Annotated in this window: 14 protein-coding genes, 1 tRNA gene, 1 pseudogene and 1 riboswitch; of the genes and pseudogenes, 5 read left to right on the top strand and 11 right to left on the bottom strand. The window is 66.5% G+C overall.

Annotated features, from left to right (window positions below):
• Positions 1-16: 16 nt before the first annotated feature.
• Both H0X90_RS32665 and H0X90_RS32660 read left to right on the top strand, forming a co-directional pair.
• On the top strand, positions 17-1345 hold the full coding sequence (locus H0X90_RS32665; RefSeq protein ID WP_077189956.1) for an aminotransferase class I/II-fold pyridoxal phosphate-dependent enzyme: 1329 nt from the start codon (positions 17-19) through the stop codon (positions 1343-1345).
• Positions 1342-2016: an N-acetyltransferase gene (locus tag H0X90_RS32660; protein WP_077189955.1), complete on the top strand. Its 675-nt coding sequence runs from the start codon at positions 1342-1344 to the stop codon at positions 2014-2016. Before H0X90_RS32665 ends, H0X90_RS32660 begins: the two co-directional genes overlap by 4 nt.
• A 20-nt stretch (positions 2017-2036) precedes the next feature.
• On the opposite strand, the gene H0X90_RS32655 is transcribed toward H0X90_RS32660, so the two are convergent.
• Together H0X90_RS32655 and H0X90_RS32650 are read right to left on the bottom strand one after the other, a co-directional pair.
• A complete protein-coding gene (locus tag H0X90_RS32655) occupies positions 2037-2870 on the bottom strand; it encodes a class II glutamine amidotransferase (protein ID WP_011544669.1) in 834 nt (277 codons plus the stop codon).
• A gap of 200 nt (positions 2871-3070) precedes the next feature.
• The gene (locus H0X90_RS32650; RefSeq protein ID WP_006484989.1) at positions 3071-3400 is read right to left on the bottom strand and encodes a carboxymuconolactone decarboxylase family protein; all 330 of its coding nucleotides are present in this window, start codon (positions 3398-3400) and stop codon (positions 3071-3073) included.
• A gap of 129 nt (positions 3401-3529) precedes the next feature.
• Between H0X90_RS32650 and H0X90_RS32645 the strand changes: the two genes are divergently transcribed.
• Complete coding sequence (locus tag H0X90_RS32645) at positions 3530-4477, top strand: AraC family transcriptional regulator (protein WP_077055919.1); 948 nt, start codon at positions 3530-3532, stop codon at positions 4475-4477.
• 103 nt (positions 4478-4580) lie between these two features.
• Positions 4581-5024, top strand: a complete 444-nt coding sequence (gene yiaA, locus H0X90_RS32640; protein ID WP_043205738.1) for an inner membrane protein YiaA — start codon at positions 4581-4583, stop codon at positions 5022-5024.
• A 413-nt stretch (positions 5025-5437) separates the two neighbouring features.
• Here the strand turns inward: yiaA and H0X90_RS32635 are convergent.
• The 9 genes from H0X90_RS32635 to H0X90_RS32595 form a co-directional block, all read right to left on the bottom strand.
• Positions 5438-5514 (bottom strand) — tRNA-Lys (locus H0X90_RS32635).
• Between the two features lie 110 nt (positions 5515-5624).
• Complete coding sequence (gene ybgF / locus H0X90_RS32630; RefSeq protein ID WP_006484965.1) at positions 5625-6374, bottom strand: tol-pal system protein YbgF; 750 nt, start codon at positions 6372-6374, stop codon at positions 5625-5627.
• A 19-nt stretch (positions 6375-6393) separates the two neighbouring features.
• Positions 6394-6906: a peptidoglycan-associated lipoprotein Pal gene (gene pal / locus H0X90_RS32625; RefSeq protein ID WP_006484980.1), complete on the bottom strand. Its 513-nt coding sequence runs from the start codon at positions 6904-6906 to the stop codon at positions 6394-6396.
• A gap of 17 nt (positions 6907-6923) precedes the next feature.
• The gene (gene tolB / locus H0X90_RS32620) at positions 6924-8219 is read right to left on the bottom strand and encodes a Tol-Pal system beta propeller repeat protein TolB (RefSeq protein WP_012492927.1); all 1296 of its coding nucleotides are present in this window, start codon (positions 8217-8219) and stop codon (positions 6924-6926) included.
• Positions 8220-8328: 109 nt separating this feature from the next.
• On the bottom strand, positions 8329-9384 hold the full coding sequence (gene tolA, locus H0X90_RS32615; RefSeq protein WP_077189954.1) for a cell envelope integrity protein TolA: 1056 nt from the start codon (positions 9382-9384) through the stop codon (positions 8329-8331).
• A complete protein-coding gene (gene tolR / locus H0X90_RS32610) occupies positions 9381-9830 on the bottom strand; it encodes a protein TolR (RefSeq protein WP_077189953.1) in 450 nt (149 codons plus the stop codon). The genes tolA and tolR overlap by 4 nt, the downstream gene beginning before the upstream one ends.
• A gap of 10 nt (positions 9831-9840) precedes the next feature.
• Positions 9841-10518, bottom strand: coding sequence for a protein TolQ (tolQ, locus tag H0X90_RS32605; protein ID WP_006484959.1), 678 nt, complete (start codon positions 10516-10518; stop codon positions 9841-9843).
• 144 nt (positions 10519-10662) lie between these two features.
• The gene (gene ybgC, locus H0X90_RS32600) at positions 10663-11148 is read right to left on the bottom strand and encodes a tol-pal system-associated acyl-CoA thioesterase (RefSeq protein WP_077189952.1); all 486 of its coding nucleotides are present in this window, start codon (positions 11146-11148) and stop codon (positions 10663-10665) included.
• Positions 11149-11246: 98 nt separating this feature from the next.
• Positions 11247-11993: an SDR family NAD(P)-dependent oxidoreductase gene (locus H0X90_RS32595; protein ID WP_006497456.1), complete on the bottom strand. Its 747-nt coding sequence runs from the start codon at positions 11991-11993 to the stop codon at positions 11247-11249.
• A gap of 180 nt (positions 11994-12173) precedes the next feature.
• Positions 12174-12274, top strand: a riboswitch (ZMP/ZTP riboswitch).
• A 137-nt stretch (positions 12275-12411) separates the two neighbouring features.
• Between H0X90_RS32595 and glyA the strand changes: the two are divergent.
• Positions 12412-12628: pseudogene (gene glyA, locus H0X90_RS32590) on the top strand (serine hydroxymethyltransferase); the annotation flags it as partial.

Below are 12628 nucleotides of genomic sequence, written 5' to 3'. Positions count from 1 at the left end.
TAAAGCGAAGGAAGCAATGGCACTGGGAGAGCATCTTCGCCAGCAACTGGCGGCGAAAGCGCTGAAACGGCAACTGGAGCGCGCGACCGACGCCGCGGCGGCGCCCGGCGTGCCCGGCACGCCGGCTGCGCAGACCGCGTCGGCACGCAGCCGCTTCGAATCGATGCCGCAGTATCAGCAGGTCCGGATCATGCGCGAGATGGGCGAGAAACTGCGGGTCGACTCGCCGTTTTTCCGTGTGCATGACGGCGTCGCCGGCGCGACCACGCAGATCGGCGGCCGCGAATACCTGAACTTCGCCAACTACAACTATCTGGGCCTGGCCGGCGATCCGGCGGTGTCCGCGCGCGCGAAAGCCGCGATCGACCGCTACGGCACGTCGGCTTCCGCGAGTCGGATGGTCGCGGGCGAGCGTCCGGTGCAGCGCGCGCTCGAGCGTGCGCTCGCCGCGTTCTACGAGACCGACGATTGCGTCGCGTTCGTGAGCGGCCATGCGACCAACGTGACCGTGATCGGTGCGCTGTTCGGCCCCGGCGATCTGGTGGTCCACGACGCGCTCGCGCACAACAGCATCGTGCAGGGTGCGCAGTTGAGCGGCGCGAAGCGGCTGAGTTTCGCGCACAACGACTGGCAGGCGCTCGACGAGTTGCTGTCGCGCGTGCGCCGCGAATACCGGCACGTACTGATCGCGATCGAGGGGCTGTACAGCATGGATGGCGATTTCCCCGACCTGCAGCGCTTCGTCGACGTGAAGACGCGCCACGGGGCGTTCCTGCTGGTCGACGAGGCGCATTCGCTCGGCGTGCTCGGCGCGACCGGCAAGGGCATCCGCGAGCATTGCGGCGTCGCGCCCGACCAGGTCGACATGTGGATGGGCACGATGAGCAAGACGCTGGCCGGCTGCGGCGGGTTCATCGCCGGTTGCCAGCCGCTCGTCGACATGCTGCGCCATCTGGCGCCGGGTTTCCTGTACAGCGTCGGGCTCGCGCCGACGCTCGCCGAAGCGTCGCTGGCCGCGCTCGAACGCCTGCAGGCCGAGCCGGAGCGCGTCGCGCGACTGCAGGCGCGCGGCCGGCAATTCCTGACCGAGGCGCGTGCCGCCGGGCTGAATACGGGCACGAGCGCCGGCTACGCGGTCGTGCCGGTGATCACGGGCAGTTCGCTGAAGGCCGCGCAGTGGGCGAATGCGATGTTCGACGAAGGAATCAACGTGCAGCCGATCTTCTATCCGGCCGTCGAGGAAAAGGCCGCGCGCCTGCGCTTTTTCATCTGTTCGACGCATGAGCCGGAGCAGATCAGCCGGACGGTCGCCGTGTTGTCGCGCTTCGCGGGGCGCGGCGCGTGACGCAGGCCGCCGCGGTCGCGCACGCGGTGCCGCACGCCGGCGAACCGGCGCGGTGTCGCGCGGCCGGTGCGGATGACGCGGCCGCGTGCGCGCCGCTCGTGTTCGCGTCCGGCGTGGCCGAATTCGGCTTCTTTCTCGGCGAAAGCGACGCGCGCTGCATCGCTTTCCTGCAGCAGGCGTTCCGGTCGCGCCACGGACGCTTCTCGTGGCGCCGGCATCGCGTCGCAGTGGCCGACGATGGCGCGGTGCTCGCGGTGATGGCGATTCACGACGGGCGGCGAACGGCGTTCGACGACGTGCACATCGTATGGGCGCTCGCGCGCTTCTTTGGCGTGCGCCGCACGATCGGCCAGTTGCTGCGCGGGCTGATCCTCGAAACGGAACTCCCGGCGCCGAAGCGTTCGCAGATCCTCGTCGCGCATTGCGCGACGGATGAACGTCAGCGCGGCACCGGCGTTTTCAGCGCGCTGTTTCGCGATGCGCTGGATACCGGCGCGTTGCCGGCCGATGGCGATCGCGATGTCGTGCTCGACGTGCTGACGCGCAACGTGCGCGCGCGGGCACTGTACGAGCGGCTCGGGTTTGCCGCGCTGCCTCGGCGGCGTGCGCGGTCGCGCCGGCTGCCCGCCGAACTCGATTCGATCCGGATGCGGTTCTCGCGCCGCGCTTGACGGCGCGTACGGCGCGGCCGCTACTTGTGCCGCGGCCCGAACGGCCGCTGCTGCACATCCGCGCCATGCGCGACGATCGCCATCCCTTCCGGCACTTCCTCCCACGCGCCGCGCAGGTCGACGAGCGGTTCCGACACGACCATGAACGCATCATCGCCGGCTTCGGCGATACGCGGGTTGTGCGGATACAGCTCGTGCAGATGCTTGAACGACGTGCTGTGGAACAGCGAGCGCGATTGCCGCTCGCTCGAGTAACGCACCGCGACGATCCGTTCGCCGTCGGTCGCGCAGATCGTCATGTTGAGCGGGTCCGCCACGCGATGCCGCGCGGCGGTTTCCTCGACTACACCGACCATTCGTTCGAGCGCGGGCAGCGGCGCCTGCTCGAGGCCGTACGTCAGCGCGAGGCGAAACATCAACTCGGAATCGGTCGAGCCTTCGAGCGTCGGGAACAGCGCGGGATCGACCTTCATCGTCAAGTCGCGGCGCAGCTTGTGAAAATCGCGGATCAGCCCGTTGTGCGCGAACAGCCAGCGGCCGTGGCGGAACGGATGGCAGTTGGTTTCCTGAACGGGCGTGTCGGTCGCCGCGCGAATATGCGCGATGAACATCCGCGAGCGGATCGCACGCGCGGCTTCGCGCAGGTTGCGGTCGTTCCACGCGGGATGCACGGAGCGATAGCGGAACGGGAGTTCGTCGGGATGCCCGTACCAGCCGATGCCGAAGCCGTCGCCGTTAGTGGTCGTGGCGCCCAGCTCCGAATGCAGGCTCTGGTCGATCAGCGAATGCTTCGCGCGGAACAGCACGGTTTCCAGATGGATCGGATTACCCGTATAGGCGAGCCAGCGGCACATGAAGCGCTCCTTCACGATGTATCGTTCGCGCATGGTAGCCGACTCCGCGACGCAGGCGCGTCCAGGCAAGTCGCCCACAATCGTCATACGTGGCGGGCCCGTACGCGCGATGCGCAGCCGCCCGGCCATGCGGCCGGGCACCACGCAACGCCATACGATGCAATGCGGTGCGGCCCGCTGATCGTGCCGCACCCGCCGGCTCAGTCGCCGAGCGCGTCCATCACCCGCGCCGAATAGACGAGCGCCGCACCGGCATTCAGCGCAATCGCGACGCCGAGCGCTTCCGCCACTTCCTCCTTGGTCGCGCCATGCTTGGCCGCTTCGGCCGTGTGCACGGCGATACAACCGTCGCAGCGTGTCGTGACGGCCACCGCGAGCGCGATCAGCTCGCGCGTCTTCGCGTCGAGATGGCCGGTCTTGGCCCCGGCGCCGGACAGCGCCTTGTAGCCGGCCAGCGTATCGGGCGACAGCTTGGCGATGTCGCCGATACGCGTCGAGAGTTCCTTCCGGTATTCGTTCCAGTTCAGCATGATGCGTCCTTTTCGAGAAGAGTGAGGAGGGCGGCGGGTGCCGCGATCTCGTGCGATGCAAGGCTATTCTGATCGCTCGCGCTGAGGGTTTCGATACGTTAGAGTGTCAATTTTTAGCGCAATCGTCTCATGGATGCATTGAGTCAACTGTTGTCGCTGGGGCGCAGCCATGTCGAGCTCGACGTGCGGTGCTTGCTCGACGGCCCGTTCGCGATGCCGCACGATCCGCTGCCGCCCGGCGAGGCGGCGTTCCACCTGGTGCTGGCTGGAACCTGCCGGCTGCGCGCCGCCGACGGGCGCACGCTGCAACTCGCCGACGGCGATTTCGTGCTGCTGCCTGCAGGTGGCGCGCACGACCTGCTCGACGCAGCGGGCCACCGGTCGAAGCCGCTCGCGCCGCTGCGCGATTCGGGGGCCGGCGACGGTGCGGTGCTGCCGGTCAAGTCGAATGTCGATCCGGCCGCAACGGGCAACGCGAGCGTGGATCTGCTCTGCGGGCGGTTCGTCTATGCACGCGGCGCAGGCGAACTGCTGATGCGTACGCTGCCGCAGGTATTGCACGTCGGGCTGCGCGACACCTCGGGGGCCGTGCCGCTGCAACTGCTGACGAGTGTGCTGCGTACCGAGGCGTCGAATGTGCAGCCGGGCGCTGGCGCGATCGTGAATGCGCTCGGGCAGGCGCTGCTCGCCTATGCGTTGCGCGCATACGGTCGCGGTGCGCGCGTACCGTCCGGCTGGCTCGCGCTTGCGGCCGATGCGCGGCTGGGCCCGTCGGTCCAGGCCGTGTTGCAGGCGCCGGCGCAACCGTGGACGGTCGAATCGCTCGGCGCCGCGGCGGCGATGTCGCGTGCGACCTACGCACGGCATTTCCGCGAGAAGGCGGGGATGAGCGTCGGCGCGTTCGTCGCGCAGATCCGGATGATGCATGCGTGCGCGCTGCTGCAGGACACGCAGCGCGGACAGGCGGAAATCGGCCAGGCGGTCGGCTACCAGTCCGAGGCCGCGTTCGGCAAGGCGTTTCGCGCGGTGCTCGGCACGACGCCGGGGCGCTGGCGGCGCGCGCGGCGCGAAACGTAAGCGTGCAAACACGGCCGTCGGGACACGCGCCAAAGCTGCTACCATGCGCAAAACGCAGTTCAATGACAACGACTTCGAACAACAAGAAAGAGAGGGCAAAGCAATGAACCAGACCACCATCCAGCAACCGTCGTTCGCGTTCGTGGCCGCATCGTGGGCCGCGCTGCTCGCCGGTTTCGCGGCCTTCCTGATCGGGCTCTGGAACGCCGGCATGCAGCTCAACGAGAAGGGCTACTACTTCACCGTGCTGGTGTTCGGCCTCTATGCGGCGATCTCGCTGCAGAAGAGCGTGCGCGACCGCGCGGAAGGCATTCCCGTCACCGGCATTTACTACGGCCTCAGCTGGATCGCGCTGCTGCTGTCGATCGCGCTGCTGATCGTCGGCCTTTTCAACGCGACGCTGCAACTGAGCGAGAAGGGCTTCTACGCAATGTCGTTCGTGCTCGCGCTGTTCGGCTCGGTGGCCGTGCAGAAGAACACGCGCGACCTGCAGAACGCGAAGCCGCGCTACGCCGACGCCGATTCGGCGCCGTCCATCCAGGAGTGAGGGTGCGCGGGGCGGGCTGTTGCCGAGACCGCCCGCTGCGCGATGATGTTCGCGGCGCCCGTATTCGCCGGCGTGCCGCGGGCCACCTGCCGTTCTTTCGTTTCGTCCGTGCCGTTGCGCATGACGATGGAAATATTACGGATACCGAACCTGACAGAAACCACGGCGCGAACGCGTACGGACGGCGATCTGCCCGGTGAAGTCGGCGACGAAGGGATCGTGCGGTTGCGGTGGCGACGTCGGAAGAGACCGTGGAGGTAGACGCGCGATAGTCGTGTTGGGCGCGACGTCGACACGAGCGGACGTACTCTCATCGGCGCGCTCGTTGGGACAGGGAAGGACGTGCGCTGCGGCAAAGCGGCAGACGCAAAAAAGCCTCCGCGAGGGAGGCTTTTTGCACTATCGAAGATAGTTGGTAGGGTGGGAGGGACTCGAACCCTCGACTCTCTGATTAAAAGTCAGATACTCTAACCAACTGAGTTACCACCCCACGTTCTTGAAACTTGTTTTGGTTCGTTGCTTCAACAACTTGGGCAACGACCCAAAGAGCAAAAGATTATAGCGACGGGTTGCAGGACTGTCAACAACCCGTCACGATAATTATTTGATCGTTTCGAGTTTGCCCTGCGCCGTCTGCGCCGCATTCGAACCGGCGTACTGCGACACGACCTGCTCGAAGGTCTTCTTCGCGGCCGCCTTCTGGCCTTGCTCGAGCTGGTTCGTGCCGATCGCCACGAGGGCGTCGGCCGCGCGCGGGTGTTGCGGGAACTTGCTGACGATCCCTTGCCACGTCGCCGTCGAGCCGCGGTAGTCGCGCAGCGCGTATTGCGCGTTGCCGTACCAGTACTGCGCGGTCGGCTGATAGGGACTCTGCGGATACTTCGCGATGAACGCGCGGAACGAAGCCGCGGCCGCCTTGAAGTTGCCGTTGCGGAACTGCTGCTGCGCCGCGCTGAGCGCATCCGTTTCACCCGGCTGCACGGTGCCTTCGACACCATCGATCGTCGCCTGCTGCGGCTCGAACTTCTTGAGCCGCGTGTCGAGATCCTGGTAGTACTCCTTCTGCTGCCGCTCGAGCGTCGTCAGCCGGTTCGTCAGATCCTCGTTCTCGCCGCGCAGCGTCGCGACCTGCTGGTTCAGCTGGTCGATACGGCCGGATTGATCGAGGATCGTACGCTGGGCGGCCGACAACTGGCTCGACAGGTTGTCGCTCTTGCTGCGCAGATCGAGCACGGCACGGCGCGCTTCGTTGTCGTCGAACATGCCGGCGTGCGCCGGCGCGGCCGACCACGCCGCGCCCGCGACGCAGAATGCTGCGGCAACGCGCAGCCAGGTTGAACGGTGCGTCATACGGCGGTTCTTCCGTTACTTACTGTTGGTAGACGAGGTCGGCGCGACGGTTCTGCGCCCACGATGCTTCGTCGTGACCCGTTGCCTGCGGCTTTTCCTTGCCGAGGCTCACGGCTTCCATTTGCGAATCGTTCACGCCGAGCAGTGCCATCGCGCGGCGGACGGCTTCCGCACGCTTCTGGCCCAGCGCGAGGTTGTACTCGCTCGTGCCGCGTTCGTCGGTGTTGCCCTGGATCAGCACGTGGCGCTGCGGGTGGCTCTTCAGGTACTGCGCGTGCTGCTGCATCAGCGGCTGGTACTCGTCCTTCACCGAATAGCTGTCGAAGTCGAAGTAGATGCTGCGCTTCGCGAGCGGGCTGTTCGGGTCGTTCAGCGGATCGACGTTCACTTGCGCGACGTTGTCGGCGCTCGGTTGCGTGCTGACTGCGCCCGCGTTGTTTGCCTTGTCGTCGAGCTTCACGCCCGACTTACACGCTGCGAGCGCGCTGATCATCATCACGGCCAGGGCCAGACGAGCTTTATTCGACATCATGGTTACTCTCCTTGTGGTCATTGCATGAAGGGCCCCCACGACGGCTCGCGAACGGAGCCGCCCTGGACGGACAGGATCTGCGGCGGCGCGCTGCCGTCGGAGGGCACTGCAGCCAGAACGTTGCGACCACCCGACTGGGTAGCGTACAGAAGGTACTGGCCGTTTGCCGCGAAGCTCGGCGATTCGTCGCGATTGGTATTCGTGATGGCGTTCGCCGCGCCAGTCTGCAGATCCTGAACGTACAGCTTGAAGCCCCCGCCCGTGCGGGAGATGTAAGCGAGCAGCTTGCCGTCCGGGCTCACGCGCGGGCTGGTGTTGTAGCTGCCGGTGAAGGTCACGCGCTGCGCGGCACCGGCGCTTTCACCCTGCGCGGGCATCCGGTAGATCTGCGGCGCACCGCCCCGATCGCTCGTGAAGTAGATCCAGCGGCCGTCCGGCGAGTAGAACGGTTCGGTGTCGATCGAGCTGCTTTGCGTGAGACGGCGCAGGCCGCCGCCGTTCGCGTTGACCGTATAGATTTGCGTATTGCCCGTCAGCGACAGCGCGACGGCGAGCGTGTTGCTGTCCGGCGACCACGCCGGTGCGCTGTTGTTGCCCTTCTGGTCGGAGACCATGTAGCGGCGGCCGGTCGGCAGGTCGTGGATGTAGACGATCGGCTTCTTGCGCTCGAACGATACGTACGCGACCTTCGTGCCGCTCGGCGACCAGGCCGGCGAGATGATCGGCTCGGTGCTCGACAGCGCGATGCGCGCGTTCTGGCCGTCCGAATCGGAAATCTGCAGCTGGTAGCGGTTACCGGTCTTGATCACGTACGACAGGCGCGTGGCGAACACGCCGCGCACGCCGAGCAGCTTCTGGTAGATGTAGTCGGCGATCTTGTGACCGGCCGTGCGCAGCGTGGTGTCGGTGGCCGTCAGCGACAGGCCGCCGAGGCTTTGCTGCTTCACGGTGTCGTACAGGATGAAGTTGACCTTGTACTGGCCGTTCGCCTCGCGGTTCACGCTGCCGGCGACGAATGCATTCGCCCCCTTGGCCTTCCATGCGCCGAGATCGACCGATGCGGTCTCGGGCACGGGTGTGCTGCCTGCGTCGATGTTGGTGAACTTGCCGCTGCGGGCGAGGTCGGCGCGGACGATCGACGTGACCTGCTGCGGCAGGTTCGCCTCGTTCGTGAAATTGGCGGTGGCAATGGGGAACTGGGTCGACCCGACACCGGTGATCAGCACGTTGACCTGGGCGTTAGCGGCGCTGCCCGCCGTAATCAGACACGAGGCCACGAGTGCCCTGAAACCTAGCTTTGTCATCAAACTCATGCTTCTTGCTTCCCGTATGGCTTGGATCGCTGCGCAACCGCAGAGACAGTAAAAATACCCGATTCGTTCCCGCCTGACAGCGACGCCCGGAGTGTAAGCGCATTTCCTTTCACTCCGCCGCCTTGAAGGTAATCGTAATGTCAGACGGGGTACGACCGTTAGAATCGGGCGGCAACGGGACCGATGCGTGGATCGCATTGACCACGGCTTGATCCCACCCCGAATTCCCGCTCGAGCGGGAGACCGATGCGCTCAATACGTCACCGGACGGCGTGCACCGAATCTTGACGACGGTGGTCAGGCCTGCCCGCTCGCCGCCCCAAACGATGTTCGGTTTGACGCGGCGGCGCACCTTGTCGGCATAGCCGGGCGTGGCGGCATTGCCGCCGGAACCCGTGCCCGTGCCGCTTTTCGCGAGGCCTTCGCCGCCGCCTTCGCCGGCGCCGGACAGGCCCTGCAACTGCGCGAGGCGCGCGCTGCGCTCGCGGTCGAGCTTCGCGTTCGCCGCCGCGCTGGCCTTCGCGCGCGCTGCGGCCTCGGCCTTCGCCTTGGCCTGGGCTTCCGCCTTGGCCTTCGCGGCCGCGTCGGCCTTCGCCTTCGCCGCCTGCTGCGCTTCGAGTTGCGCCTGCTTTTGCTGCTGGAGTTTCTGCTGCTCGAGCTTCTGCTGCTCGGCGAGCTGCTGTTGCCTGAGTTTTTCGGCCTGCTTCTGCTTATCGCGTTCCGCGGCTTTCTGTGCGGCGAGCGCGGCGGCCTGTTGCGCGGCGAGCTGCGCGCGCCGGGCTTCCTCTTCCTGCTGGGCCTTCAGTTGCTGCGCACGGCGCTGCTGTTCGAGCAGCGCTTCGCGCGCGGCCGCTTCCTGCTGACGCTTCTTCTGCTGCAGCGCGATGTCGGCCTGCTCGTCGCGCACCGGGGGAGGGGGCGGCGCGACCTTGGTGGGCGGCGCGGGTGTGACGACGGGCCGCGGCGCGGGGACGTCGGGCACTTCGGTCCACAGCTCGGCCTCGGCGCCGGCCGGCGTGCTGTTCTGCCACTGCACGCCGTGATAGAGGAACAGCGCAAGCAGCACATGCATCAGCGCGGCGAGCGCGAACGCGCGCCACGTCCCGCGCTCGCGGGGCGGCTGGAGCGGGTAGGCGGATCTGCGCGTGGATTGCTGCCGGTTCATTGCGATTTGACGAGGAGGCCGACGCGCTTGACGCCGCGCGCCTTCAGATCGGACATCACGGTCATGACGGCATCGTACTGCACCGTCTTGTCGGCTGCGATCACGACCGGCTGGTCGGGGTGGTCGGCCTGCCGGGCCGAAATGAAGCTGTCGAGCTCGGCCTTCGTCATCGTGTCTTCCTGGGGCGCGCCCGAGTCGCCCTTGTACTTGACGCTCATCGTGCGGTCGGCCTTGATGTTGACGACGACGGGCGGCGTCTGCTCCTGCGGCGCCGCGTTGCCGACGGTCGGCAGGTTGATGATCGACGGGGCGACGAGCGGTGCGGTGACCATGAAGATCACGAGCAGCACCAGCATCACGTCGATGTACGGCACGACGTTGATGTCGGCCATTGCGCGGCGCGAGCGGCCGCCGCGCATGCTGGATCGGATGGGGCTTCCTGCCATGGCGCGCTCCTTACTGGGCCTGACGCTGCAGGATGTTCGAGAACTCTTCGATGAAGGTCTCGAAACGGATCGCGAGGCGGTCGATGTCGTGCGCGTAGCGGTTGTATGCGACCACCGCGGGAATCGCGGCGAACAGGCCGATCGCGGTGGCGACGAGCGCCTCGGCGATGCCCGGCGCGACGTTCGCGAGCGTGGCCTGCTGCACGTTCGCGAGGCCGCGGAACGAGTTCATGATCCCCCAGACCGTGCCGAACAGACCGATGTACGGGCTGACCGAGCCGACCGACGCGAGGAACGCGAGGTTGGCTTCGAGCACGTCCATTTCACGCTGGAACGATGCGCGCATCGCGCGGCGGGCACCGTCGAGCACGAGGCCCGGATCGCTGAGGCGCTTTTCCTTCGCCTTCAGGAATTCGCGCATCCCCGACTCGAAGATCCGCTCGAGCGCGCCGATCGTGTGGCGGTTGTTCGCCGCGCTCTGATACAGCGCCTGCAGGTCGCCGCCCGACCAGAAATCCTTCTCGAAGCGTTCGGTCTGCGCGCGTGCGCGGCGGATCGCGAACCACTTGCGGAAGATGAAGGTCCACGACATCAGCGACAGCAACAGCAGCAGTCCCATCACGGCCTGGGCCAGCACGCTCGCGTTGAGGACGAGGGAAATGATCGACAGGTCTTGAGAAGTGTTCATAGAGGTTTGAGTAACGTCCCTTCGGGGGTGCCCGGCAAGGGTGTCCGGCGTGCGTGCGGCGCGGCGCGCCGGCCATGCCTGACGCCGAACCTTGCTTAGTATCGAATCAGAACGGCAAGTTCATAGGCTTTGTCTAAACGGCGCTCATGCGCGCTTCGTTGACAATACAGTCTGCCCGGCGTCGATGACGGGCCCGCGTTGCAGCGCGTCGAGCACGGCCGGCGGGATGGCCGCGGGCCGGATACCGTGACGGTCGACGCAGCCGAGGCGGATGTGCCCCGCCACGAGCAGCGTGTCGCCACGCCAGGCTTCCTGCGTGAATTCCACCGACGCGCGGCCGATGCGTCCGGGCCGGCTCGTGATCGTCAGCGTGTCGTCGAGTCGCGCCGGCGCGCGGTAGTCGAGCGACGTGCTGCGCACGATGAAGATCGCACCGGTATCGTCGGCGAGCTGGCGCTGGTCGACGCCGCATGCGCGAAGCCACTCGGTGCGGGCGCGCTCGAAGAACTTCAGGTAGTTGGCATAGAAGACGATGCCGCCTGCATCGGTATCCTCGTAGTACACGCGCACCGGCCAGGTAAAGCCGGAGGGCGCTTCCGGGGAGCGGGTAGGCTGAGTCATGGCGCGCATTCTACCGGAAGGCAAAGACCCGATTCGTAACCGATTCGTAACGGAATGTAGTGCGTCGTGGCACACCGCGGGCCGGCCCGGGGCCGGCCCGCGGGGTTTCAGCCGCGGTGGACGGTCGGGCCGCCGGGCGCCTGCGCGATCGGCATCAGCTCGATCGTGTTGACGTTGACGTAGGCCGGGCGCGTCGCGATCCAGTAGATCGTATCGGCGATGTCCTCGGGCATCAGCGGCTGGACATTGTTGTAGACGTTCGCCGCCTTCGCGTCGTCGCCGCGATAGCGGACGTTCGAGAACTCGGTGCCGCCGCACAGGCCCGGCTCGATGTCGGTGACGCGCAACGGCGTGCCGAGCAGGTCGGCGCGCAGGTTCAGGCTGAATTGCCTGACGAAGGCCTTGGTCGCGCCGTAGACGTTCCCGCCCGCATAAGGGTACGAACCCGCAACCGAGCCGATATTGAAGATATGACCGCGACCGCGCTCGACCATGCCGGGCAGCAGCGCGTGCGTGACGGTGACCAGGCCCGCGCAGTTCGTGTCGATCATCGTCCGCCATTCGTCGAGGCTGGCCTTGTGGGCCGGCTCGACGCCGAGTGCGAGGCCGGCGTTGTTGACCAGTACGTCGAGCGCCGCGAATTCGGCGGGAAGGGCGGCCGGCACGGCCTCGACGGCCGCGCGGTCGCGCACGTCGAGCTCGAGCGGCAGAAGGGCGTCGCCGAGTTCGGCGGCGAGCGCATCGAGACGATCCTTGCGGCGCGCGGTCGCGACGACGCGATGGCCTCCCTTGACGAAGGCTCGGGAGATGGCGGCGCCGAAGCCGGCGGACGCGCCTGTGACGAACACGATCATTGCTGCTCCTGGTCGGTAACGTGATAGCGGGTGGAATCCCGCAAGCCTACTGAGAATGCCGCACCGCGGCAAGGCGGCAAAGCGTTTCGGCACGGGCGCGTAGAGTCTGGCCCCAATTGATTCGGGCGCACTGCCGTGCGGTTGCCTATTCATGACGCATCCAATACACTAATGCGCTCATCACCCCTGCGTGACTGGCGATAGAACCCTTTGGGTTCAAGGTGGAGCATCCCACCGTGAAGCGCGGGGCGCCGTTTTTGCCGTTCGCCTGGGCAGCCGTTGTGCGCCGTCGCGTGCATCGCCGGTGGCTGTCCTGCCTCGCGTCATACGGATTCCTCCGCCACGTCGAGCTGGTCCCGCCAGCAGCGCACCGTACTCGGCCACTCCGGTCAACCTGTACACACTTAACGGAAACCGTATGTTTGACAGAGCCCAAAGCACCATCGCGAACGTCGATCCCGAAATCTTTGCAGCGATCGAGCAGGAAAACCGCCGCCAGGAAGATCACATCGAGCTGATCGCGTCGGAAAACTACACGAGCCCGGCCGTGATGGCCGCGCAGGGTTCGCAGCTCACGAACAAGTACGCGGAAGGGTATCCGGGCAAGCGCTACTACGGCGGTTGCGAGTACGTGG

This window comes from Burkholderia sp. 9775_39 (assembly GCF_015712225.1).
GTDB classification, from domain to species: Bacteria; Pseudomonadota; Gammaproteobacteria; order Burkholderiales; family Burkholderiaceae; genus Burkholderia; species Burkholderia cenocepacia.
Note: the sequence above shows the minus strand (reverse complement) of the source record. Positions and strands in the feature narration are given on the sequence as shown.